Raw genomic sequence first — 23,981 nt, 5'->3', positions numbered from 1 at the left:
CAGCGATGAATGGTTTGGCCCTGGGCGCGACGGCCATCGAGGGCGCAGTGGCATTCCTGGTGTGGGCGCCCAACGCCCGCGTGGTGGAGGTGGAGCTGTCCGGGCGCAGGATTCCGCTGCGGGCGGAGGCGCTCGGCTACTTCGCGGGGCAGGTGCCGGGCGCAGGGCCCGGCGATCGCTACTGGTTCGTGCTCGACGGGCGCGACCGACTGCCCGATCCGGCCAGCCGTGCCCAGCCCGACGGCGTGCACGGGCCCTCGGCGGTGGTCGAGTCGTGCGCCGCCCCTGACGATCGGAGGTGGCGTCCGCCTCCGCTCTCGCGCTGGGTGATCTACGAGCTCCACGTGGGCACGTTCACCCGGGAGGGGACGTTCGCGGCGGCCATCGAGGCGTTGCCGCGGCTGTGCGAGCTCGGCGTGAGTGCGATCGAGCTGATGCCCGTGGCCGCATTCCCCGGGGCCCGCAATTGGGGCTACGACGGAGTCTTCCCCTACGCGGTCCACGAGGCCTACGGCGGGGTCTCGGGCCTGCGCGCGTTCGTGCGAGCGTGCCATCGGGCCGGGCTCGCGGTGGTGCTCGACGTGGTCTACAACCACCTGGGACCCGAGGGCTGCGTGCTGCCGCGGTTCGGGCCCTACACCACCGGTCGCTACCACACGCCGTGGGGGCACGCGATCAACTACGACGGGCCGGGCAGCGACGAGGTCCGTCGCTACTTCATCGACAACGCCCTGATGTGGCTCGACGAGCTCGGCGTCGACGGGCTGCGCCTCGATGCGGTCCACGCCATCGTCGACCCCACGCCCCGTCCGTTCCTCGCCGAGCTGTCCGAGCGCGTGGAGGCCCTGGTGAGGGCCGATGGGTGCCCCCGGGTGCTGATCGCCGAGAGCGACGCCAACGACCCTCGCTTGGTTCGCCCTCGCGCCTCGGGTGGCCTGGGACTGCATGCGGTGTGGGCCGACGACTTCCACCATGCGCTGCACGTCCGGCTCACCTCCGATCGACGCGGGGTCTTCGCCGACTTCGACGACCCGTGGCTGCTCACCGAGGCGATCACCGAGGGCTTTGCCTACCGCGGCCAGTACAGCCGGTTTCGTCGCCGCCGGCACGGTGCCCCCACCGAGGGCCTGTCCCCCGCGACGTTCGTGGTCTGCACCCAAAACCATGACCAGGTGGGCAACCAGGCCGGCGGCGCTCGCCTCGGCGGCCTGACCACGCTCGCCGGGCAGCGCCTGGCGGCCGCGCTGCTGCTGACCTCGCCGCACGTGCCGCTGCTGTTCATGGGCCAGGAGTACGGCGAGCGCCGTCCCTTCGCATACTTCACCAGCCACGGCGATCCGAAGCTGGCGGAGGCGGTGCGCAAGGGACGGCGCAAGGAGCTGCGGCAGCTGCTCGGCTCGGTCGAAGCGCGCGGCGGGGAACTCGAGGATCCACAGCAGGAGTCGACCTTCGAGGGCAGCCGGATCGAACCATCGGTGATCGAGCGCTCGCCCCACCGCGAGCTGTGGGCGCTCTACCGTCGCTTGCTCCGCTTCCGCCGGGCCCACGGCCACGAATTCGTGGGCGTGCGACCGCGCTGCGAGCTCCACGACGGCGACCACGTGCTCGTGGTCCACCTCGGGCACCACGAGCGCTGGATGCTCGTCGCCAACCTCTCGGCCGAGGAGCGCCGAATCCTCTTGCCCCTCGGCGAGGGGCGCTGGACGTGCGTGATCGAGGGTGAAGACCCTTGCTTCGGGGGCCGAGGCCAGGTGCTGGACCCCATGCGACCCTCCTCCGATCCCATCGTGCTGCCCGGCGCCTGGTTCGCCGTGCTGCGGAGACTCTCTCCATGACCCGGTCCCAGCCGGTCTCCACCTATCGCGTGCAGCTGCGCGGTGACGTGGATCTGTCGACGGCGGCTGCGCACGTGAGCGACCTTCGGGCGCTGGGCGTCGACTGGCTGTACGTCTCGCCGCTGCTGCGCGCCGCCGAGGGCAGCGACCATGGCTACGACGTGATCGACCCCGAGGTGATCGATCCGGCCCTCGGGGGCGAGGCCGGCCTTCACCGGCTGACCCGCGCGCTGGCCGAGGCCGACATGGGGCTGCTGCTCGACATCGTGCCCAACCATGTCAGGGCCTCGATCGACAACCCGTGGTGGCGCGACCAGCTCGAGCACGGCCCGGCCTCCCGCTACGCCGGATTCTTCGACATCCGCTGGTCGGTCGATCCCCAGGCCCGCGTCGTGCTGCCCGTGCTCGAGTGCCACTACGGAGAGGCGCTCGAGGGCGGGCTGCTGCGGCTGGGGGTCGACGACCAGGGGCTGCTCGTGGGCTACCGGGCCCGCGCCTTTCCCCTCGATCCCCGGACCTGGCCGCTGGTGCTGGAGCGGCTGACCGGGTCGCCCGCGCTCGAGCGGCTCTGCGCCGCCTGTACGGCGCTGCCGCCCCGGGTCGACACCCGAGCGGCTCGCCAGCGCCGCATCGAGCACACCCCGATCCTGCGCACGCGACTCGCGGCGCTGCTGCGCGAGCGCCCGGGGCTTGGCGAGGCGATTGCCGACGCTCCGGACGGCGCCACCCCGAGCGAGCGCCACGATGCCCTCCACGCGGTGCTGGAGGCGCAGTCCTATCGCCTCGCCTACTGGCGCTCGGGGCTCGACGAGCTCAACTACCGCCGGTTCTTCGACATCAACGAGCTGGTCGCGCTGCGGATGGAGCGGACGGCGGTGTTCGATGCCTACCACCGCCGCGTGCTCGAGCTGGTGGCCCAGGGCGAGGTGCAGGGCCTGCGCATCGACCACGTCGACGGCCTCGCCTGCCCACGCGTCTACCTCGAGCGCCTGCGGACCAGGGGTGTTCGCTACGTGGTGGTGGAGAAGATCCTGCAGCGCGGCGAGCAGCTCCCGCCCAGCTGGCTCGCCGATGGCACCACCGGCTACGACTTCATCGATGCGGTGGGCCCGCTGCTGTGCGATCCCCTGGGCTGGGCCGTCCTCGACGCCGCGTTTCGCTGCGCCACCGGGCACACCAGCTTCTCGGCCTGCGTCCAGCAGAGCAAGCGCGACGTGCTGGCGCGAACCCTCGCCCCCGCGCTGCGCACCATGGCGGCCGACCTCCGCGAGCTGGCCGCCATGGATCGACGCGCACGCGACGTGTCGTTCCAGGAGCTGCATCGAGCCCTCACCGCGCTCACCGCCGCGCTGCCCGTCTATCGCATCTACTCCGAGGCCGGTCCCCACGGGAACTCGAGCCTCGTGGAGGACGAGCGCGAACGCTTCGAGCTCGCGCTCCGCGAGGCACGGGCGCAGCTCTCCGCCGCGTTTCACTGCGCGCTCGACTTCATCGCCCGCGTGGTCGAGGGACGCGTGGCCGTGCCCCCGGGGCAGGACGGGCGCGCGAGCGCGTTCGTGCGGCGCTGGCAGCAGCTGACCGGCCCCACCACCGCCAAGGGCGTGGAGGACACCGCGCTCTACCGCTACGTGACCAACCTCGGGCTCGCCGAGGTGGGGTGCACGCCCGTGCCGCCCGACGATCCCGAGGCGGCCTTCACCGCGTGGGCCGTGTGCCGGCGCGAGCGGGCCCCCCGGGGGCTGCTCGCGCTCTCGACCCACGACACCAAGCGCGGCGCCGACGTGCGAGCGCGCCTCTACGTGTTGACCGAGCGCCCGGACGACTACCTCCACTGCTTGACCCTGTGCGAGGAGGGCCTGGGGATCGCGGCCGACGATTCGGATCGACGCGAAGAGCTCGAGCTGCTGGTCCAGACCGTGATCGGGGCGCTGCCCCCCTGGCAGGCCGAGCGCGAGCGCTTCGACGAGCGCCTCCATCCCTACCTGGTCAAGGCGGCGCGCGAGGCCAAGCGCCGCACCAGCTGGATCCGCCCCGATCCCGAGGCGGAGGCGGAGATCGTCGAGCGGGCACGGACCCTGCTCGGGTCGCTGTCCTCCACCGCGTGGGGGCGAGCGCTCGACCGGCTGCACCAGCAGGTGGCGATCCCCGGGGCGATCAACGGCCTGGCCCAGCTCGTGCTGCAGCTGGTCTCGCCGGGAGTCTGCGACGTCTACCAGGGGACGGAGCGCTGGGATCTCAGCCTGGTGGATCCCGACAACCGCCGGCCCGTGGACTTCGCTCGGCTGCGAGACCAGGCATGCGAGCTGCACGCGCGCTGGTCCGAGGATCGTGGCGCGCTGCTGCACGAGCTGCGCGAGCGCTGGCACGACGGTCGGATCAAGACCCACGTGCTCATGAGGGGGCTTGCCGATCGCCGATCGAGACCGGGGCCGTACCTCGAAGGGCGCGTGGTTCCGCTCGAGCTCGCGTCGACCGGTGCCGACCAGCACGCCCATGCGCTCGCACGCTGCTGCGGCGACGCATGGGTCATGGGCGTGGTGGCGCGACGAGCGTCGGGCCTGGTCGGTGATCCTCCGCGCTGGCCGCTGCGCGAGCGATGGCGAGGCACCGCCGTCGCGCTGCCGCCGGATGCCCCCCGGCGCTGGTACGAGCTGCTCTCGGGCCGGACGATCCACGCGACGAACGGCACGCTCCTCGGTCCGGAGCTGTTCGCCGAGCTGCCGGTGGCGCTGCTGCGGGCACGAGCGCGTGCGGGCTCTTGATGGCCCGACGCGGGGTGCTAGCCCGGTGCCGTGCCGCTCTCCGTCCCATCGGCTGCGGCCGCGGCCCACGGCCGCGGCCGGGCGCGCGTGTGCATCGAGCCCGTCACTCCCCTCGTCGACGGCGGCCGCTTTGCGGCCAAGCGGATCGCCGGTGAAGAGATCGTGGTGGCGGCCGACGTGTTCGCCGACGGTCACGATCGCGTGGCCGCGGTCTGCCGCTGGCGTCGCGTGGACGACGAGGCCTGGGCCGAGGTCTCGATGGTCCACCGTGGCAACGATCGCTTCGAGGGCGTCGTGGTGCCCCCCACGCCCGGCCGCTACGAGCTGGTGGTGGAGGGGTGGATCGATCGCTTCGAGACCTGGCAGACCGAGCTCGCCACGCGGGCCGCGGCCGGGCAGCCCCTCGACGTCGACCTGCGGATCGGCGCCGCCCTCGTGCGCGACGCCGCAGCCGCGGCCAGCGACCCGGAGCGCGGCCCTGAGCATGCGCGGGATCACGTGTGGCTGTGCGAGCTCGCCGAGCTGCTCGAGGCCCCCGATCCCCGCGACGATCCCTCTCGACGGCTGAACACCGCGCTCTCGGACCAGCTGTCCACGCTCGTGCACCGCCACGACCCCCGTCGCCACGCCAGTCGTACCGACCCCTTGCCCATGGTGGTCGAGCGCGAGAAGGCACGCTTCTCGACCTGGTACGAGCTGTTTCCCCGCTCGCTCGGTCCCGAGGGCAGGCACGGGACGCTGCGCGACGTGATCGACCGGCTCCCCGGCATCGCCGCGATGGGCTTCGACGTGCTGTACCTGCCGCCGATCCATCCCATCGGCCACACCCACCGCAAGGGACCCAACGATGCCCCCGTGGCCAGCGAGGGCGACGTGGGCAGCCCCTGGGCCATCGGCAGCGAGGACGGAGGTCACTGCGCCATCCACCCCGAGCTGGGCACGCTCGAGGACTTCGAGGCGCTGCGCTCGGCCGCCGCGGCCGTGGGCATCGAGCTGGCGCTCGACATCGCGTTCCAGGCCTCGCCCGATCACCCCTGGATCCGCGAGCATCCCGAGTGGTTCCGCTTTCGTCCCGACGGCAGCATCCAGCACGCCGAGAATCCGCCCAAGGTCTACCAGGACATCGTGCCGCTGGACTTCGAGTCGCCCCAGTGGCCGTCGCTGTGGGAGGCGCTGGCCGGGGTGCTCGAGCACTGGATCGATCGCGGGGTCCGGATCTTCCGCGTGGACAATCCCCACACCAAGTCGCTGCCGTTCTGGGAGTGGTGCATCGACCGGATCCGCGCCCGGCACCCCGACGTGGTGCTGCTGTCGGAGGCGTTCACCCGCCCGCGACGCATGCTGCGGCTGGCCAAGGTCGGGTTCTCGCAGTCGTACACCTACTTCACGTGGCGCAACACCGCGTGGGAGCTGCGGCGCTACTTCGAGGAGCTCTACCGGCCGCCCATCTGCGAGTTCTTGCGGGCCAACCTGTGGCCCAACACCCCCGACATCCTGCCCGAGTTCCTGCAGCACGGGGGGCGGCCCGCGTTCGCGATCCGGTTGGTGCTCGCCGCGACGCTGGGCGCCAACTACGGGATCTACGGGCCCGCGTTCGAGCGGTGCGAGCACCGGGCGCGGCGCGAAGGCAGCGAGGAGTACCTCGACTCCGAGAAGTACCAGCTCCGGCGCTGGGATCGCCAGGCGAGCGAGCCGGGGATCCACGAGCTGATCACCCGCATCAATCGCATCCGCCGCGAGCACCCCGCCCTGCAGCAGGACCACGACCTGCGCTTCTTCGACGCCGACGACGAGCAGCTGCTGTGCTTCGCCAAGCGCTCGCCGCTGCACGAGGACACCATCGTGGTGGTGGTGAGCCTCGATCCCCACCAGCCCCGCAGCGGCTGGGTGCGGATCCCCGCGAGCGAGCTGGGCGGCCGCGAGGGAGAGCCGCTGCAGGTGCACGACCTGCTGTCCGAGGATCGCTTCGCGTGGTCGGGTGACGCTCACTTCGTGCGGCTCGATCCCCGCGCCATGCCGGCCCACGTGTTCCGCGTACGCCGGCGTCGCCGCACGGAGCGCGACTTCGACTACTTCGCCTGAGCACGTCCCCCGAGAGGTCCCCCCGAGAAGTCCCCATGGTCCGCCGCAAGGCCAGCTCTCCTGCTCCCGTCCTCGAGCAGCCCCTCTGGTACAAGGACGCGATCGTCTACGAGCTGCACGTCCGCGCCTTCGCCGACGCCGACGGCGACGGCGTCGGCGACTTCCGCGGGCTCACCGGCAAGCTCGACTACCTGCAGCAGCTGGGGGTCACCGCGATCTGGCTGCTGCCGTTCTACCCCTCACCGCTGCGCGACGACGGCTACGACATCGCCGACTACCGCAGCGTGCACGAGGCCTACGGCAACCTGCGCGACTTCGAGACCTTCCTCGAGCAGGCCCACCGGCGCGGCCTGCGGGTGATCATCGAGCTGGTCCTGAACCACACCTCCGATCAGCACGCGTGGTTCCAGCGCGCACGGTGGGCCGCGCCCGACAGCCGACACCGCGCGTTCTACGTGTGGACCGACGAGCCCGAGACCCGCTATCGCGACGCCCGGATCATCTTCCGCGACTTCGAATCCTCGAACTGGGCCTACGATCGCGTGGCCAAGTCGTACTACTGGCACCGCTTCTACTCGCACCAGCCCGACCTCAACTTCGACAACCCCGAGGTGTGCCGGGCCATGATGCGGCTGTGCGACTACTGGTTCGCCAAGGGCGTGGACGGCATGCGGCTCGACGCCATCCCGTACCTCTACGAGCGCGAAGGGACCGACTGCGAGAACCTGCCCGAGACCCACGCCTTCCTCAAGCAGCTCCGCAGCCACGTCGAGCAGCGCTTTCCCGACCGCATGCTGCTGGCCGAGGCCAACCAGTGGCCCGAGGACGCCGCCGCCTACTTCGGCGATGGCGACGAGTGCCACATGAGCTTCCACTTCCCGCTGATGCCGCGCCTGTTCATGGCGCTGCACATGGAGGACCGCTTCCCGATCATCGACATCCTCGAGCAGACGCCTCCGATCCCCGAGGGCAGCCAGTGGGCGCTGTTCCTGCGCAACCACGACGAGCTCACGCTCGAGATGGTCACCGACGAGGAGCGCGACTACATGTACCGGGTCTACGCCGCCGACAAGCAGGCCCGGGTCAACCTGGGGATTCGCCGCCGCCTCGCGCCGCTGCTGGGCAACGATCGTCGCTCCATCGAGCTGATGAACGGCCTGCTGCTGTCGCTGCCCGGCACCCCGGTGCTCTACTACGGCGACGAGCTCGGCATGGGCGACAACGTGTACCTCGGCGATCGCAACGGGGTACGCACCCCCATGCAGTGGAGCTCGGACCGCAACGCGGGCTTCTCCCGCGCCAGCCCGCACCGGCTGTTCCTGCCCGTGGTGGTCGAGCCCGAGTACCACTACGAGTCGCTCAACGTGGAGGCCCAGGAGAACAACCCCAATTCGCTGCTGTGGTGGATGCGGCGGCTCATCGCCCTGCGCAAGCGCTTCTCGGCGTTCGGGCGCGGCAGCATCGAGTTCCTGCACCCCGGCAACCGCAAGGTGCTGGTGTACCTGCGCCGCCACGAGCACCAGCTCTTGCTGGTGGCGGCCAACCTCTCGCGCTTCCCCCAGGCGGTGTCGCTGGACCTGCGGGCGTGCTCGGGGCTCGCGCCCATCGAGATGTTCGGCGGCACCCGGTTCCCGGTCATCGGCCCCGAGCCCTACCTGCTGACCCTGGGACCCCGGGAGTTCTACTGGTTCTCGCTGCAGCCTCCCCTGGAGGGCGCTGCGCCCTCGGCCAGGATCGTGCCATCGCTGCGCTCCACGGGCAGCTGGGCCGCGGTGCTCGACGATCCGGCCGGGTCGCTGTCGCGGATCCTGCCCGAGTACCTCGCCGAGCAGCGCTGGTTCGCGGGCAAGTCTCGCTCCATCGACGGGGTGGAGCTGGTGGAGGTGCTCACGGTGCCTCGGCATGACGCCGTGCTGCTGCTGCTCGAGGTGAGCTACGACGACGCGCTGCCCGAGACCTACCAGCTCCCTCTGACCTTCGTGAGCGGCGCGCGAGCCCACGAGCTCGAGCACGAGCACCCCCGCGCCGTGCTGGCACACCTGACGGTGGAGCCGGGCCCCGCGTTCGGTGTGCGGGCAGCCGAGCCCGACGCCGGGTCCGTCTCGGCACCCGGGCCGGGCGCCGAGCACAGCGGCGTGCTCGTGGACGCGTGCTACGAGCCCGGCTTCGGCCGCGCGATGGTCGAGGCCATCGGGCACCGTCTTCGCCTCCGCGGCCGCCGCGGGAGCGCCCACGGGGTGCGCACCCGTGCCTTCGCGCAGGTGTGGGGAACCGAGCCGCTCGAGCGCGTCCCTCCCCGCGTGGGCTCGGCCGAGCAGAGCAACACCTCCATCGTGTTTCGCGATCGCGCGATCCTCAAGCTCTATCGCCGGGTCCGCGACGGTCGCAACCCCGACGTGGAGCTCGGGCGCTGGCTCACCGAGCACGCCGGGTTCGAGCACAGCCCGCCGATGGCGGGTCACGTCACGTACGCGTGCGACGACGGGCACGCGCTCGAGCGCGCCGATCTTGCGGTGATGCACGGCTTCGTGCGCAACGAGGGCGACGCCTGGAGCGTGACGCTCGATGCCGTCGAGCGCTTCCTCGAGGCGCACTGGAGCGCCCCGAGCACCGCCGAGCTCGCCGCGCTCGAGTCGGGGGTCGGAGCCGATCCCTTCGCGCTCGCGCTGGAGCCCTCCCCCGAGCACGCGCTCGAGCTGGTCGGCTCGTCCGTGGAGCTGGCCCAGCGGCTCGGCACGCGCACCGCCGAGCTCCACGTGGCGCTCGCCGCTCCCAGCGACGACCCGGCCCTCGGCACCGAGGCCTTCACCTCGTTCCATCGCCGGTCGCTGTTCCAGTCGCTGCGCAACCTGACGGCCAAGACCTTCCAGGCGCTGTCGGCTCGGCTGACCGGGCTCCCCGAGCCCGTGCGCGACCAGGCCCGGGCCGTGCTCGCGCTGGAGCGCCCGCTCGTCGCCGCGCTGCGCTCCGTGATGGGTCGCTCCCTCCACGCGCTGCGGATCCGCACCCACGGCGACTTCCACCTCGGCCAGGCGCTGCACACCGGGCGCGACGTGGTGCTCATCGACTTCGAGGGCGAGCCGACCCGGTCGTTCGAAGAGCGTCGCAGCAGGCGCTGCCCGCTGCGCGACGTGGCCAGCATGGTGCGCTCGTTCCACTACGCCGCCCACACCGTGCTCGAGCGCCATCGCCTGACCGACCCCGCTCCTTCGGACCACCACGGGCACGTGGCCGCGCTGGTGACCACCTGGTACCGGGTGAGCGCGGCCGAGTACGTGCGCAGCTACCTGAGGCGAGCCCGCCACGAGCCGTTCCTCGCGCGTGCCCCCGACGACGAGGTGCTCGCGCTCCTGCGGATCTACGCCGCCGAGAAGGCGATCTACGAGCTGGGCTACGAGCTGCACCATCGGCCGGACCACGTGGCGATTCCCCTCGAGGGCATCGCCGAGCTGGCGCGCGCGTGGGAGATCCCGCGATGACCCCGTTCACCCGCCTCGGTGGCGACGACCTGCATCTGTTCAACGAGGGCTCGCACCATCGGCTGTACCGGCACCTGGGGGCGCACCTGCTGCCGCCCGACGTCGGCGAGGACGGCACCTACTTCGCGGTCTGGGCCCCGAATGCCGCGCGGGTGAGCGTGGTGGGCGACTTCAACGCGTGGAGCGAGGACCAGCACGTCCTGCACCCGCGCGCCGAGTCGGGGATCTGGGAGGGCGTGGTGCCCGGGGTCGGACACGGGGCGCTCTACAAGTATGCGATCGTCCCGCACGGAGCGGACGTCGCTCACCACAAGGCCGATCCGATGGCGAGCTTCGCCGAGGTTCCCCCGCGCACGGCATCGGTGGTGTGGGACCTGGCCTACCAGTGGCACGACCACGCCTGGATGGCCACCCGAGGCGCTCACCAGGCGCTGACCTCCCCGATGTCGATCTACGAGGTGCACCTGGGCAGCTGGCGGCGCACGGCCGACGGGCGCATGCTGGGCTACCGCGAGCTGGCCCCGCTGCTGGCGCAGTACGTGCGCGACATGGGCTTTTCCCACGTGGAGCTCATGCCGCTGACCGAGCATCCGTTCTACGGATCGTGGGGCTATCAGACCACCGGCTACTTCGCGCCGACCAGCCGCTACGGTACCCCGCAGGAGCTCATGGCGCTCGTCGACACCCTGCACCAGGCGGGAATCGGCGTGATCCTCGACTGGGTCCCCTCGCACTTCCCCGGCGACGAGCATGGCCTGGTCCGGTTCGACGGCACGCACCTCTACGAGCATGCCGATCCTCGCCAGGGCTTCCAGCCCGACTGGACCACCCATGTGTTCAATTTCGGGCGGCACGAGGTACGCTGCTTCTTGATCTCGAGCGCGCTGCACTGGCTCGAGCGCTATCACGTGGATGCCCTGCGCGTGGACGCCGTGGCCTCGATGCTCTACCTCGACTACTCGCGTGCGGCCGGGCAGTGGGTGCCCAACCGGCACGGTGGACGCGAGAACCTCGAGGCGATCGAGTTCCTGCGCGCGCTCAACCGCGAGATCTACCGCTCGTTCCCCGACGTGCAGACGATCGCCGAGGAGTCGACGGCGTGGCCGATGGTCTCGCGACCCACCTACCTCGGGGGCCTGGGCTTCGGGCTCAAGTGGGACATGGGCTGGATGCACGACACGCTCCGCTACCTGTCCCTCGATCCCATCCATCGCGCCCATCACCACGACGCGCTCACGTTCCGCATGATCTACGCGTGGAACGAGAACTTCGTGCTGCCGCTGTCCCACGACGAGGTCGTGCACGGCAAGGGCTCGCTGCTGGGCCGGATGCCGGGCGACGACTGGCAGCGCTTTGCCAACCTGCGCCTGCTGCTGTGCTACCTCTACGCCCAGCCCGGCAAGAAGCTGCTGTTCATGGGCGGCGAGCTGGCCCAGCCGTCCGACTGGGACCACGAGCAGAGCCTTCCCTGGCACCTCCTGGCCCAAGACGCCCACGCGGGCGTGCAGCGCATGGTTCGCGACCTCAATCGCCTGTATCGCCAGCGGCCGGCCCTTCACGAGCAAGACACCCACGAGCAGGGGTTTTCGTGGGTCGACGCCAGCGACTGGCAGCAGAGCTGCCTGACCTTCCTGCGCCATGACGGCGCCGGGGGCTGGGTGTCGTGCGCCTTCAACTTCACCCCGGTGCCCCGGCACAACTACCGCGTCGGGGTGCCGGTGGGCGGGCCGTGGGACGAAGTCTTCAACAGCGACGCCCAGGACTACGGGGGCAGCGGCCAGGGCAACCTCGGGGGGACCGAGGCGACGCCGGTGACGGCCCATGGGCACGCGCGCTCGCTCAGCCTCACGCTCCCGCCCCTGGGGGCGGTGATGCTCGCGCCCCGGGCTCCCTGACTCACCGCTTGCCAGGCGTGCCCAGGAACCCGCGCTTGCCGGGCCCTCGTCATGGTGAACGCTGGTTGCATGATCGCGGTGATCCCATGAGCCCAGATGCATCCCGTGCCGCGGCCAAGGCCACCCAGGACGCTGGAGCGGCTCCCGAGCCGCCGGAGGTCTGGCCCGGAGCTCCCCAGCCGCTCGGAGCCACCTTCGACGGCGGCGGCACCAACTTCGCCGTGTACTCCGAGGTCGCGCAGCGCGTGGAGCTGTGCCTGTTCGACGAGCGCGATCGGGAGACCCGTCTGCCCTTGCCCGAGGTCACCGGCTACGTGTGGCACGGCTACCTGCCCAGCGTGCGGCCCGGCCAGCGCTACGGGCTGCGCGTCCACGGCCCCTACGAGCCCGCGCGGGGGCGACGCTGCAATCCGGCCAAGCTGCTCATCGATCCCTACGCCAAGGCGATCTGCGGCGAGCTGCGCTGGAGCGAGGCCCTGTTCGGCTATCGCTTCGGTGCGCCCGACGGCCCCCCCAACGACGACGACAGCGCCCCGTACATGCCGCGCTGCGTGGTGATCAACCCCTACTTCGACTGGGGGCACGATCGGGCGCCGCAGATCTCCTGGGAGGACACCGTGATCTACGAGCTGCACGTGCGGGGCTCGACGCTGCTCGCCGATGCGCTCCCCGCCCGGCTGCGCGGCACCTATGCGGGGCTGGGACACCCCGTGATGATCGACTACCTCCGCTCGATGGGGATCACCGCGGTGGAGCTGCAGCCCGTGCACCAGTTCGTCCACGAGCACTCCCTGGTGCAGCGAGGGCTGCACGACTACTGGGGCTACAACCCCATCGGGTACTTCGCGCCGCACGAGGACTACATCAGCGAGGCCGATCCGCAGGCACACGTGCTCGAGCTCAAGCAGATGGTCAAGAACCTGCACCAGGCGGGCATCGAGGTGATCCTCGACGTGGTCTACAACCACACCGCCGAGGGCAATCACCTCGGCCCCACGCTCTCGTTTCGCGGGCTCGACAACGCCGCCTACTACCGCCTGGCTGAGGACGACCCGAGCCGCTACGTCGACTTCACCGGCTGCGGCAATTCCTTCGACATGCGCAGCCCCCAGGTGCTCAAGCTGTTGATGGACTCGCTGCGCTACTGGGTCATCGAGATGCACGTGGACGGGTTTCGCTTCGATCTCGCGGCGGCGCTCGCCCGCGAGCTGCACGCGGTCGATCGCCTGGCCGCGTTCATGAACCTCATCCAGCAAGACCCGGTCATCAGCCAGGTCAAGCTGATCGCCGAGCCCTGGGACGTGGGGGAGGGCGGGTATCAGGTCGGCAACTTTCCCGTGGGCTGGTCGGAGTGGAATGGTCGCTACCGCGACACGCTGCGCGACTTCTGGAGGGGCAAGGAGCGCACCCTCAGCGAGTTCGCCTCGCGCCTGACCGGCAGCTCGGATCTCTACGAGTCCACCGGTCGGCTCCCTCACGCCAGCATCAACTACGTGACCGCACACGACGGCTATTGCCTGCGCGACCTGGTCTCGTACGAGCAGCGCCACAACGAGGCCAACGGCGAGGACAACCGAGACGGCGAGCAGGACAATCGCTCGTGGAACTGCGGGGTGGAGGGGCCGACCTCGGACCCCGAGGTGCTCGCGCTGCGGGCCCGCATGCAGCGCAACCTGCTGATCACGCTGCTGCTGTCGGAGGGCGTCCCCATGCTGCATGCGGGCGACGAGGTCGGCCACACCAAGCGCGGCAACAACAACACGTACTGTCAGGACAACGAGCTGTCCTGGATCGACTGGTCGCGTGCGGACCTCGAGCTGCTCGAGCTCACCCGCGGGCTCATTCGCTTCCGCCGCGAGCACCCCGTGTTTCGCCGTCCCCGGTGGTTCCACGGGCGCTCGGTGAGGGGCACGGGCCTGTCCGACATCGGGTGGTTCCGACCGAGCGGCGATCCCATGAGCGACGCCGACTGGGGCTCGGGGCTGGCCAAGGGACTGGGCGTGTTCCTCAACGGCGAGGGCATCGAGGGGCCCGATCGCTGGGGGCGGAGGATCGTCGACGACTCGTTCTACCTGGTGTTCAACGCCCACTGGGAGCAGCTTTGGTTCATCGTGCCCACCGTGCTGACCGAGCGGCCGTGGGAGCGCGTGATCGACAGCGGCTCCGTGACGCTGTCCGGCCCGCGCAAGTCGATCGTGCCGGGCCGGCGATTCATGGTGCCGAGCCGAACCGTGTGGGTGCTCGAGCGATCGCGCGAGAATCCTTCGCCGTCGATTCCCTAGTGTACGAGCGCACGACGAGAGGCCCTGCGGGCCTTGCTACTCCGTGAGCACGCGCTGGGCCACGGTGCGGGCGAGGTTGCCGTCGATCTCGTCCTTGTGACCCTTCATCAGCAGGCCCATCAGCTTGCCCATCTGGGCGGGGCTGCTGATGCCGTGCTCGGCCACCAGCCGGCGCACCAGCGCCTCGGTGCCGGCCTCGTCGAGCTTGTTGGGCAGGAACTGCTCGCAGAACGACAGCTCGAAGCGCGCCTCGTCGAGCGCCTCGACGCCGCGCTCGCCGGCCTTCTCGAACTCGGGGATCGCCTTGGCCACCTGCTTGCCGTAGCTGGCGATGGTCCGGAGCCACAGCGCGTCGTCCTCGACCGCGCCCGAGCCGCTCTTGAGCTCGGTGAGCACCTTGTTCTTGAGCATGTTGATGATGTTCTTGGTCCGCTCGTCACGGTCCTTGCGGGCCTGCCTCATGCGGGCTTCGATGTCCTCGCGGATGCTCATGACCGCGGAGGGTAGCAGCGACGCCCGCCCGCGGCTACTCGCACACCGGGTCGAGCGCCTCGAACTCGGGCACCAGATCCTGGTAGCTCTCGATCCGGCGCCCGCCGAACGGGTCGTCGAACTGGAAGAAGATCCGGTGGTCGAGCGGCATGATGCCCGCGTTGTCGTAGGCGGTGGCGTCGGAGTCGGTGTTGCCGAACACCCACGCCGGCACCAGACCCCGAGCGGCCAGCGCCTGCAGCTCGCCGGTCTTGTAGGTCACCGCCTCGCTGCCCAGCGCCCCGGTGGTGCTCAGCGTGGTGTGGATGATCCCGGGGGGCAGCCCGCGCTGCTCCACGAAGTCGTAGGTGCGGTTGCCCAGGAACTCGGGCCGTGCGGTGAGGTACATGGGCCGGTAGCCCTTGTCGACCAGGGCGTGGAGCGCCTCGGGGGCGCCCGGGTTGATGTCGGGGATGTTGTCTTGCAGGAAGTCGACCAGGCGCTCCCACTCGTCGGTGGTCAGCGTGCCGTCGATGTCCGAGAGGATGATCGGCGTGCCGGGCTCCACCACCTCGATGTACGCGTCGGCTCGGCTGGCGTCGCCGCGGACCACGAAGTGCACGCGGTGGCGTCCCAGGGGGAGCGCCATCGGGATCTGGAAGAACACCCAGCCGCCCGAGTCCTCCACGCCCTCCACCGTGGGGTGGTCGCCGTCGAAGGTGGTGAACGCGGGTCCCAGGGGCTCCCAGTCGGCCTCCTCGGTCCCCAAACAGTTCCGCAGCAGGTAGAGGTCCACCTGCTCGCCGCTGAGGTCCCAGTCGGTGGGGCCATAGGCGAACTTGGCCATGGCCCAGTGGGTGTCGCCGGGGTTGTAGAACATGTCGCGGCCGCGATGGCGCTCGCTGCCCGAGGCGGTCACCAGGGTCGACTCGAAGTGCTCCCACTCGCGCAGCGGACCGGTCGGTGGTGGCACCGCGTCGCAGCTGGGGACCGGCTCGCACATCGGGGGCGGGCCCGTGGTCGCATCGGTGGTCGCGTCGGCCGTGGTGCTCGGACCCTCGCTGGCGGTGCCGTCGGCGTCGTCGATGGTGTCGGCGGGGGTCGAGGCGGTGCCCTCGCCGGGGTCGGTGGGGGTGGTGTCCTCGGCCGAGGCGAGCGTCATCGCGGTGGCGGTGCCGTCGTCCTCCGCGGGAGGCGTGCAGGCGGCGAGCACGGCGATCGCCGACAGCGCGAGCAACGGCGACGACCAAGCCTGGGATGTCATCCTGCGATCATACGCGCTTTGGCCCGGGCTGCGCACTCGTCCACGAAGGCGCCGAAGATTGCGCTGCCGCTGGCGCGACCTCCGGCGCCCGTACGGGGATCATCGGTGCGTGGCTCGAGCCACTCGGGGTGCCACTGAATGCCCATGATCCACTCGTCGCCCTCGCGCATCTCCACCGCCTCGATCACGCCGTCGGGCGCCCACGCGGTGGCCCGCAGGGGGGGCGCCAGCTCGCTGAGCCCCTGGTGGTGGACGCTGTTGACCTCCAGCGAGGTCGCGTCGCCGTAGATGCGGCTGACCCAGCTCCGGGGCTCGATGCGGATCTCGTGGCCCAGCGCGTCGTACTGGTGCCAGTCGCGATGGACCAGCGAGTTGGGGCGCTGGGTCACGATGTCCTGGTGGAGCCGACCCCCGAGGGCCACGTTGATCATCTGGATCCCGCGGCACAGCCCCAGGATCGGCAGGCCCTTGGCGCGTGCGTGGTCGATGAGGCGCTGCTCGTAGGCGTCGCGGAGCGGATCGCCGCTCCACTCGGGGCGCAGCGGCTCCTCGCCGTAGCTTGCGGGGCTGAGGTCGGCCCCGCCCGTCAGCACCAGGCCGTCGATGCGGGAGACCAGCTCGCGGGCGCCGTCGTCGTCCTCGAGGTGGGGCAGGCCCACGGGGATCGCACCGGCGCGGTGCAGCGAGAGCACCATGCGCTGCTCGAGGTACTGCAGCGTCATGCCCTTGAACACCGGCCGCTGCGGGTCGGCGTGCATGAAGTTGATGGAGACGCCGATGCAGGGGCGGACGCGTTGCGGGGCCGAGGTCGTGTCCACGAAGCGCTAGCGTGCCCCAACCCGGTGCGCTTGGCCAACGACGCACCGAGCGGTCACAGCAGGTGCCCCACGATTCCGCGCACGCCCAGGCGCGCCGCCGCGTCGTGCGAGGCCAGGCGCAGCCACAGCTCCAGGCGCAGCATGCCGTCGGCGGGGACGTCGAGCAGCACCGCGAGGCGATCCTCGCCGTTCACCGGCAGCTCGGCCAGGGTGTGATCGGCCAGCAGCACCTGCACGCGGGACCCGGGGTGCAGGCCGCACACGGCGGCGAGCACCAGGCACTGGCGATCGCTCGCGAGACCCTCGGCGGCGACCCGCAGGCGGATCGCACACTGACGGCTGCGCATGGCGGTGGGGCCGGCCGCCGATCCGGGCGCGACCGGGTTGCCGCCCAGGACCACCGCCGGGGGCTCGGCGCCGTCGGGCAGGCCCGCGGTGGCCGAGCGCGGTCCGGTGACCCCACCAAAGGTGGCCATGGTGGCGGTGAGCTCCACGTCGGCATCACCGATCCGGTCGCCGATCCGTCCGCCGATCCGGCCATCGAACGACGGCGAGCTCGGCGTGAGCGAGAACCACGGCGCCACCGCCTCGCCGGGGGCCTCGGGGCGTGCTGCCTTCCACGAGGGCCCGTCGGGCATCGGCGCCCGCATGGCGGCGCGCACGGCCACGAGCTGCTCGGCGGTGACGTGGAGGAGCCTGGCCATGGGCGGGTCGGGAATCCTTGCAGCAACCGGTCATCCCGTAAAGCTTCGGGTGCGAGCGCTCCTCCTACGTGCCGTCGCCGACGCTGCGCCGCGCCTGCGCCGGAGTCCGTCCGGTCCAGCGCTCGAAGGCGCGGCGGAAGCTTCGCTCGGTCGCATAGCCCAGGAGGCACGCGATCTCCTCGAGCGCGAGCCGAGGATCGCGGACGAGCTCGAGCGCCTGCGCCTTGCGGGCCTGGTCGAGCAGCGCGCGGGGGCTCGTGCCCTCGTCGGCCAGGTGGCGCTGGAGCACCCGCGAGGACATGCCCAGCCGGCGCGCCAGCGTCTCGACCGAGAACTCGCCTCGCACGCTGCCCTGGGCCACGGCCTCGCGCACCCGCTCGAGCAGGGGTGAGTCGGCGCGCGCGCCGAGCTCCTCGCGGATCCGGTCGAGGTGGCGCTGCACGAACAGCTGCAGCGCAGGGTCGGCCTTGGGGTTCTCGCGATCGAGGGCGTGGGCGTGGAGCACCAGCGCGTTGTTGGGCTGCTCGAAGCGCACGGGCACCTCGAAGAAGCGCTGGTACGCATCGAGAGGACCGAGGGGTCGGTGGCGGAATTCCACCCGCACCAGCAGACCCTCGGTCCCGAAGCGGTGGCCGAACCCCCGGGCCGACATCGCGAGCCCCAGCTCGGCCTCGTAGCCGCCGTCGACCTCGTCCATCGGGTGGTGCATCCGCAGCGTCGCTTCGGTGTCCGTCTCGAGCAGCTGCAGCTCCAGACCGTCGGACAGGAGCGCCCGATTGCGGATGGTCAAGAGGATCATCGAGCGCAGGTCGGGCACGAGGCTCCCCATGCGGCCGAGATCTCCGAAGATCCGCGAGGTGGCGCCGATCGAGGCCATCGAGAGCGCGACGGCTTCACCCGGGAAGCGCTCGGCCAGGAGCAACCAGATCCGCGGGATCACCTCCTGCGGGAGCCAGCTCGTGGCGGTCATCAGCTGCTCGGCCGAGACGCCGGTGGCCTGCGCCACCTCGAGGAGCGTCACCCCGCGCGAGAGCGCGAACATCACCGTGGCCTGGACGAGCGCGGCCATGGTCCGCGTGGGAGGACTCATGTCGGTCATGCACGCTCCACCCAGGCTTCGCAGCGCGCTCCGCCGTCGTCGTCGGGCTCCCAGTGCACGTGGACCTGCCACGGGCGGCAGCACACGTCGCAGTCCTGCACGAACGAGCCCGCGGTCTCACGGTCGATCCAAAGCGGCAGCGCTTCGCCGCACCACGGACACGTGACCTCGAGTTCCTCGCCCATGGCCGACGATCATACGATCGCCAACCGCGCTTCCGTGAGCCTCGCGGACTATTTCGCTTCATCCACCGCGGCTACAGCAGCCCGCTGCGCCGCAGCAGCGGCTCCACGCTCGGCTCGCGGCCCATGAACGCGACGTAGAGCTCCATCGGATCGCGGCTGTCGCCCCGCGCCAGGATCTCGTCGCGAAACGCTCGGCCCGCGGTGGGGTCGAACAGGCCCTCGCTCGCAAAGCGCGTGAAGGCATCGGCGTCGAGCACCTCGGCCCACTTGTACGAGTAGTACGCGGCCGCGTAGCCCACCGGGTGCGCGAACAGGTGGCCGAAGCTGGCGATCATGCCGTGGTCGTCGGGCAAGGGAGCCGCCGAGTGCTCGTCGAGGATCGCCCGGGCGCGCCCCATCACGTCGGGCTCGGCCTCGGGATCGAACTCCATGTGCAGCCACAGGTCCAGCGCGGCGAACCCGAGCTGGCGCATCATCGCGTTGGCGGCGCGGTAGGTCCGGGCTCGGCTCAGGCGCTGCCACAGCGCGTCGGGGATCGGTGCGTCCGTCTGCCAGTGCCGCGCGAACAGATCGAGGCACTCCCGCTCCCAGCACCAGTTCTCCATGATCTGCGAGGGCAGCTCCACGAAGTCCCACGCCACGTTGGTGCCGCCCAGGCCGCGCACCTCCACCCGCGAGAGCATGTGGTGCATCAGGTGCCCGAATTCGTGGAACAGGGTCTCCACCTCGCGGTGCGTGAGCAGGGCCGGGGCATCGCCGAGCGGCTCGGTCACGTTGGCGCACACGAGCGCCACGTGCGGGGTGGTGAGGCCGCCGCCCTCGACCAGCTCCCCGGTGACAAGGCCGTTCATCCAGGCGCCGTCGCGCTTGGTGGGCCGCGGGTAGGCGTCCACGTAGAACGAGCCGAGCGCGGTGCCGTCCTCGGCCCATAGCGAGTAGGCGTCGACGCGCTCGTGCCAGGTGGGCAGATCGGGGGCGAGCTCGATGCGCACGCCGTAGAGCCGCCGCGCCAGCTCGAACATCCCCGCGATCACCCGCGGCAGCGCGAAGTAGGGGCGCAGCGCCTCCTCGTCGAGCTCGAAGCGAGCGCGTCGCTGCTGCTCGGACCAGTAGGCCACGTCCCACGGGCGCAAGGGCGGCGCGTCCGGCCCCTCGCGCTCGCGACGGAATTCCAGCAGCGCGTCGTTCTCGGCCGTGAACGCGGCCCGCGCTCGCGCGCGCAGGTCGTCGACGAACGCTTGGGCTCTTGCGCCCGACGTGGCCATGCGGTCCTCGAGCACGAGGTCGGCGAAGCACGAGAACCCGAGCAGGCGCGCCTTGTCTCGCCGCAGACGCAGGATCTCGCCCAGCAGCGGCCGGTTGTCCCAGGGCTCGGCACACGCGCGGGTGTTGAACGCTCGCCACACGTGCTCGCGATGGCCGGCGTGCTCGAGGTAGGTCATCAGCGCCAGGTACGACGGGGCCTGGAGGGTGAAGCGCCAGCCCTCCGTGCGGCTGCCCTTGGCATGGGCCGCGGCCGAGGCCCGCGCCGCGTCGATCGCCGAGGGCGGCAGGCCTGCGAGCTCCGCCTCGTGTTCGATCACCAGCTCGAAGGCGTTGGTGGCATCGAGCACGTTGTGGGCGTAGCGGGTGGTCAGCGCGGAGATCTCCACGTCGAGCGCACGCAGGCGAGCCTTGTGCGGGGCCGACAGCTCGGCCCCGTGCCGCACGAACTCGTCGAGCGTCTTGCGAAGGTGCCGGCGCCGGGTAGGCGGCAGGGATGGCCCTTCGTGCTCCCACGCGGCGCGCAGCGCAGCATGGAGCCCATCGTGCAGCGGGATCGACGAGAAGAACGCGGTGACCTCGGGCAGCACCTCGTCGTGGGCTCGGCGCAGCGCCTCGGTCGTGGCCACCGACTCGAGGTGCCCGATCACCTCCATGGCCCGCGAGAGCGGCTCGGTCGCGTCGTCGAGCGCCCGCAGCGTATTGGCGTAGGTGCGTGGCGCTCCGTCGGAGGGAGCCTCGGCGATGCGCTCGATCGCGGCTCGGGCCGCGCTCAGCAGGGCATCGATGGCTGGCCGCACGTGCGCGGCCTCGATGCGGTCGAACGGCAGCGGCGGTTGGAGCCGCAGCAGCGGAAGCTCGGCGTCGGTCATCGGCGCTGGTCTTGCGTACTGGTCGTGGGTTGGGGCTTGGGCTGAAACCGGGCTGGGCACTAGGCCGGGGGCTTGGACCCGACCATCTGGCTGGGGTCGACCCACTCGTCGAATTGCGCCTCGGTCACGTACCCCAGCGCCACCGCGGCCGCCTTGAGGGTGGTGCCCTCGGCGTGGGCCTGCTTGGCGATCTTGGCCGCCTTGTCGTAGCCGATGTGCGGGTTCAGGGCCGTCACCAGCATCAGGCTGTCGTGCAGGTTCTTCGAGATCCGATCATGGTTGGGCTCGATGCCCTCGGCGCAGAACTCCCGGAAGCTGCTCATGCCGTCGGTGAGCAGTCGCAGGCTGTGCAGCACGTTGTGGATGATCACCGGCTTGAACACGTTGAGCTCGAAGTTGCCGCTCATGCCCCCGATGTTGACCGCCACGTCGTTGCCCATGACCTGGGCGCAGATCATGGTGAGCGCCTCGCTCTGGGTGGGGTTGACCTTGCCGGGCATGATCGACGAGCCGGGCTCGTTCTCGGGGATGGTGATCTCGCCGATGCCGCAGCGCGGCCCGGAGGCCAGCCAGCGCACGTCGTTGGCGATCTTGTTGAGCGCGGCGGCGAGGGTCTTGAGCGCGCCGTGCAGCAGCACCAGCGCGTCATGACCGGCCAGCGCGGCGAACTTGTTGGGCGCGGTGACGAACGGCAGCTCGGTGAGCTCGGCGATGCGCGCGGCCGAGCGCACCGCATAGTCGGGGTGGGTGTTCAGGCCCGTGCCCACCGCGGTGCCGCCCAGCGCCAGCTCGTAGACCTGCGGCAGCACGCCCTCGATGGCCACGCGCGCATGGTCGAGCTGCGACACCCAGCCGGAGAGCTCCTGGCCCAGGGTGACCGGGGTGGCATCTTGGAGGTGCGTGCGGCCGATCTTGACCACGTCGGCGAACGCCCGGGCCTTGTCGTGCAGCACCTGGCGCAGCCGGCCGAGGCTGGGCAGCAGCGCATGCACCACCTGCTCGGCCGCCGCGATGTGCATGGCGGTGGGGAACGTGTCGTTGGACGACTGCCCGCGGTTGACGTCGTCGTTGGGGTGGACCGGCGTCTTGCTGCCCAGCTGGCCCCCGGAGAGCTCGATGGCGCGATTGCTGATCACCTCGTTGGTGTTCATGTTGCTCTGGGTCCCGCTGCCCGTCTGCCACACGAACAGGGGGAAGTGATCGTCGAGCTTGCCCTCGATGACCTCGTCGGCGGCCTTCGTGATGAGCGCCACCTTGTCGGCCGGCAGCATGCCGAGGTCACCGTTGGTGAGCGCGGCCGCCTTCTTGAGCACGCCCAGCGCCCGGATCATCGGCCGCGGGAAGTGATCGTGGCCGATGCTGAAGTGGTGCAGCGAGCGCTGCGTCTGCGCGCCCCAGTAGCGGTCCGAGGGGACCTCGATCTCCCCCATGCTGTCGGTCTCGATGCGAACGGGTCCTTGGGCGCGGCTCATGACGGGGCGGGAGGCTAGCAGGGGGGGCGCTCGAAGACCACGGACCCGGGAGCACGACCGTTGGACGCGAACGGGACGACGTGCGAGCCGGTCCGGTGTCCACGCCGGCCGCTACCGCTTGGTGGCCCTGAGCAGATCGAGCCGCCGCAGCACGGACACGCGGTCGAGCCCGGCCGTCTTCGCGGCGTGATCCACGTCGCCGTCGTGCACGTGCATCAGCGCCTCGACATAGGCCTGCTCGTATCGCTCCACGAGCAGCGCCCGGCCCAGCGAGAGCGGCACCTGCGGATCGACCACGACCTCGAGCACGGCCATGGACGGATCGCTCGGATCGGGCGCGAACACGGGAGGCAGCGCGGACAGGCGCTCATGGGGGCGCGGGCGCGGAGCCGCGGCGGTGGACGCGGGGGAGCCGGCCGGCGGGAGCATTGCCGCGTGCTCGAGCGCCGCCCGAAGCTCTCGCACGTTGCCGGGCCACGCTCGCCGTCCCAGCCGGTCCATCGCGATCGGGTCGATGACGAGCGAGGCACCGGCCGCGGCCTGGTCGGCGAGGAACGCCTCCACGTAGAGCGGGACGTCCTCGGGGCGCTCGCGGAGCGGCGGGAGGTGAAGGTCGATCGTGGCCAGCCGCGCGTGGAGGTCCGGGAGGAACGCCTCGCGGTTGACCTCGCGCCGGAGATCTCGGCGGGTGGTCGCCACCAGGCGCACGTCGAACTCGCGGATGCGAGAGCCCCCCAGCGACTGGACCCGACGGTGCTCGAGCGCCATCAGCAGGTGACCTTGCACCTCGAGCGGCAGCTCGCCGACCTCGTCGAGGAGCAGCGTGCCGCCCGACGCCGCTTCGAACGCCCCCATGCGAGCGCCCCCTGCTCCGGCGAACGCCCCGTGCTCGTGCCCGAACAGCGCGCTCTGCAGGGCGGTGGCACAGGGCACCGTGCAGTCGACCACCACCCACGGCCCGTGCGCGCGGCGGCCGTGCTCGTGCACGGCGCGGGCGGCCAGCTCCTTGCCCGTGCCCGGCTCGCCGGTGACGAGCACGGAGGCGTCGGTGGCCGCGGCCTCGAGCAGCCGCGCGAACACCCGTCGCATGGCGGTGCTGCGGCCCAGGAGCGCGCCGCACTGGGTCTGGCGAGGCAGCGGCAGATCCACCGTGTCCGACAGCGGGGCCAGCTTGACGCGGGTGTCGCCGAGCGTCAGCAGGAGCCCCTTGGTCACCACGATCTCGCGGATGCGGACGTCGTCGGCGTAGACGCCATTGAGCGAGTCGAGATCGCGAATGGCGTAGCCCCGGGACGAGAGCTCGATCTCGAGGTGCTGCCGCGAGACGGTGGGATCGGTGAGGACGAGATCGCAGCGCTCGTGGGTGCCGATCACGATGCGATCGCGCTCGAGCTCGACGCGCTTCTTCTTGTCGGGACCGCGGACCACCTCGAGCCGCAGCCGGCGGCGACGCAGGGCGACGATGCCTTCACTCGACCACAGCGGCACGGTGTGCATG

At 71.0% G+C, this 23,981-nt stretch carries 15 protein-coding genes and 1 pseudogene; 7 read left to right on the top strand and 9 right to left on the bottom strand.

The features are described 5' to 3' along the window. The first annotated feature begins 5 nt into the window (after window positions 1-5). From treZ to glgX, 7 genes and pseudogenes are all read left to right on the top strand, one after another. Window positions 6-1,835, top strand: a complete 1,830-nt coding sequence (gene treZ, locus OEB96_RS10435) for a malto-oligosyltrehalose trehalohydrolase (protein ID WP_266215391.1) — start codon at window positions 6-8, stop codon at window positions 1,833-1,835. Next, entirely contained in the window at window positions 1,832-4,597 is a 2,766-nt protein-coding gene (gene treY, locus OEB96_RS10430) for a malto-oligosyltrehalose synthase (protein ID WP_266215390.1), read from the top strand. Before treZ ends, treY begins: the two co-directional genes overlap by 4 nt. 30 nt (window positions 4,598-4,627) lie before the next feature. After that, window positions 4,628-6,679, top strand: a complete 2,052-nt coding sequence (locus OEB96_RS10425) for an alpha-1,4-glucan--maltose-1-phosphate maltosyltransferase (protein WP_266215389.1) — start codon at window positions 4,628-4,630, stop codon at window positions 6,677-6,679. Window positions 6,680-6,714: 35 nt separating this feature from the next. Continuing rightward, a pseudogene (treS, locus tag OEB96_RS46425) lies at window positions 6,715-8,385 on the top strand (maltose alpha-D-glucosyltransferase); the annotation flags it as partial. Between the two features lie 30 nt (window positions 8,386-8,415). Beyond that, on the top strand, window positions 8,416-10,158 hold the full coding sequence (locus tag OEB96_RS46420) for a maltokinase N-terminal cap-like domain-containing protein (RefSeq protein WP_323137357.1): 1,743 nt from the start codon (window positions 8,416-8,418) through the stop codon (window positions 10,156-10,158). Further along, window positions 10,155-12,053 carry a 1,4-alpha-glucan branching protein GlgB gene (gene glgB, locus OEB96_RS10415; protein ID WP_266215387.1) on the top strand — a complete coding sequence of 633 codons (1,899 nt, stop codon included), beginning with the start codon at window positions 10,155-10,157 and terminating at the stop codon, window positions 12,051-12,053. The genes OEB96_RS46420 and glgB overlap by 4 nt, the downstream gene beginning before the upstream one ends. Window positions 12,054-12,139: 86 nt before the next feature. Next, the gene (glgX, locus tag OEB96_RS10410; protein WP_266215386.1) at window positions 12,140-14,335 is read left to right on the top strand and encodes a glycogen debranching protein GlgX; all 2,196 of its coding nucleotides are present in this window, start codon (window positions 12,140-12,142) and stop codon (window positions 14,333-14,335) included. 36 nt (window positions 14,336-14,371) lie between these two features. Here glgX and OEB96_RS10405 read toward each other — a convergent pair whose 3' ends face one another. From OEB96_RS10405 to OEB96_RS10365, 9 genes are all read right to left on the bottom strand, one after another. Next, entirely contained in the window at window positions 14,372-14,827 is a 456-nt protein-coding gene (locus OEB96_RS10405) for a GatB/YqeY domain-containing protein (protein WP_266215385.1), read from the bottom strand. Window positions 14,828-14,861: 34 nt separating this feature from the next. Further along, window positions 14,862-16,070 (bottom strand): LNS2 domain-containing protein, encoded by a 1,209-nt coding sequence (locus tag OEB96_RS10400; RefSeq protein ID WP_266215384.1) that lies wholly within the window; start codon window positions 16,068-16,070, stop codon window positions 14,862-14,864. Further along, window positions 16,067-16,888 carry a gamma-glutamyl-gamma-aminobutyrate hydrolase family protein gene (locus tag OEB96_RS10395; protein ID WP_266215383.1) on the bottom strand — a complete coding sequence of 274 codons (822 nt, stop codon included), beginning with the start codon at window positions 16,886-16,888 and terminating at the stop codon, window positions 16,067-16,069. Before OEB96_RS10395 ends, OEB96_RS10400 begins: the two co-directional genes overlap by 4 nt. A gap of 53 nt (window positions 16,889-16,941) precedes the next feature. Further along, window positions 16,942-17,592, bottom strand: a complete 651-nt coding sequence (locus OEB96_RS10390; protein ID WP_266215382.1) for a hypothetical protein — start codon at window positions 17,590-17,592, stop codon at window positions 16,942-16,944. Window positions 17,593-17,656: 64 nt separating this feature from the next. Beyond that, window positions 17,657-18,682: a helix-turn-helix domain-containing protein gene (locus OEB96_RS10385; protein WP_266215380.1), complete on the bottom strand. Its 1,026-nt coding sequence runs from the start codon at window positions 18,680-18,682 to the stop codon at window positions 17,657-17,659. A gap of 5 nt (window positions 18,683-18,687) precedes the next feature. Next, window positions 18,688-18,876 carry a CPXCG motif-containing cysteine-rich protein gene (locus OEB96_RS10380; protein ID WP_266215379.1) on the bottom strand — a complete coding sequence of 63 codons (189 nt, stop codon included), beginning with the start codon at window positions 18,874-18,876 and terminating at the stop codon, window positions 18,688-18,690. 71 nt (window positions 18,877-18,947) lie between these two features. Further along, window positions 18,948-21,011, bottom strand: coding sequence for a M3 family metallopeptidase (locus OEB96_RS10375; RefSeq protein ID WP_266215378.1), 2,064 nt, complete (start codon window positions 21,009-21,011; stop codon window positions 18,948-18,950). Between the two features lie 59 nt (window positions 21,012-21,070). Further along, window positions 21,071-22,483 carry a class II fumarate hydratase gene (fumC, locus tag OEB96_RS10370; RefSeq protein WP_266215377.1) on the bottom strand — a complete coding sequence of 471 codons (1,413 nt, stop codon included), beginning with the start codon at window positions 22,481-22,483 and terminating at the stop codon, window positions 21,071-21,073. 111 nt (window positions 22,484-22,594) lie between these two features. Next, the gene (locus OEB96_RS10365) at window positions 22,595-23,980 is read right to left on the bottom strand and encodes a sigma 54-interacting transcriptional regulator (RefSeq protein WP_266215376.1); all 1,386 of its coding nucleotides are present in this window, start codon (window positions 23,978-23,980) and stop codon (window positions 22,595-22,597) included. Window position 23,981: the final 1 nt, after the last annotated feature.

Origin of the sequence: Paraliomyxa miuraensis (assembly GCF_026337845.1) — a bacterium.
GTDB classification, from domain to species: Bacteria; Myxococcota_A; Polyangia; order Nannocystales; family Nannocystaceae; genus Paraliomyxa; species Paraliomyxa miuraensis.
This window is presented reverse-complemented; position numbering and strand designations above follow the sequence as displayed.

Excerpts from the sequence above, each read along its gene's own strand:
- OEB96_RS10405 (WP_266215385.1), bottom strand. The coding sequence starts at position 14,827 with ATGAGCATCCGCGAGGACATCGAAGCCCGCATGAGGCAGGCCCGCAAG.
- fumC (WP_266215377.1), bottom strand. The coding sequence starts at position 22,483 with ATGAGCCGCGCCCAAGGACCCGTTCGCATCGAGACCGACAGCATGGGG.
- OEB96_RS10365 (WP_266215376.1), bottom strand. The coding sequence starts at position 23,980 with ATGCACACCGTGCCGCTGTGGTCGAGTGAAGGCATCGTCGCCCTGCGT.
- treZ (WP_266215391.1), top strand. The coding sequence starts at position 6 with ATGAATGGTTTGGCCCTGGGCGCGACGGCCATCGAGGGCGCAGTGGCA.
- OEB96_RS10385 (WP_266215380.1), bottom strand. The coding sequence starts at position 18,682 with ATGAGTCCTCCCACGCGGACCATGGCCGCGCTCGTCCAGGCCACGGTG.
- OEB96_RS10380 (WP_266215379.1), bottom strand. The coding sequence starts at position 18,876 with ATGGGCGAGGAACTCGAGGTCACGTGTCCGTGGTGCGGCGAAGCGCTG.
- glgB (WP_266215387.1), top strand. The coding sequence starts at position 10,155 with ATGACCCCGTTCACCCGCCTCGGTGGCGACGACCTGCATCTGTTCAAC.
- OEB96_RS10390 (WP_266215382.1), bottom strand. The coding sequence starts at position 17,592 with ATGGCCAGGCTCCTCCACGTCACCGCCGAGCAGCTCGTGGCCGTGCGC.
- OEB96_RS10400 (WP_266215384.1), bottom strand. The coding sequence starts at position 16,070 with ATGACATCCCAGGCTTGGTCGTCGCCGTTGCTCGCGCTGTCGGCGATC.
- OEB96_RS10375 (WP_266215378.1), bottom strand. The coding sequence starts at position 21,011 with ATGACCGACGCCGAGCTTCCGCTGCTGCGGCTCCAACCGCCGCTGCCG.
- glgX (WP_266215386.1), top strand. The coding sequence starts at position 12,140 with ATGAGCCCAGATGCATCCCGTGCCGCGGCCAAGGCCACCCAGGACGCT.
- treY (WP_266215390.1), top strand. The coding sequence starts at position 1,832 with ATGACCCGGTCCCAGCCGGTCTCCACCTATCGCGTGCAGCTGCGCGGT.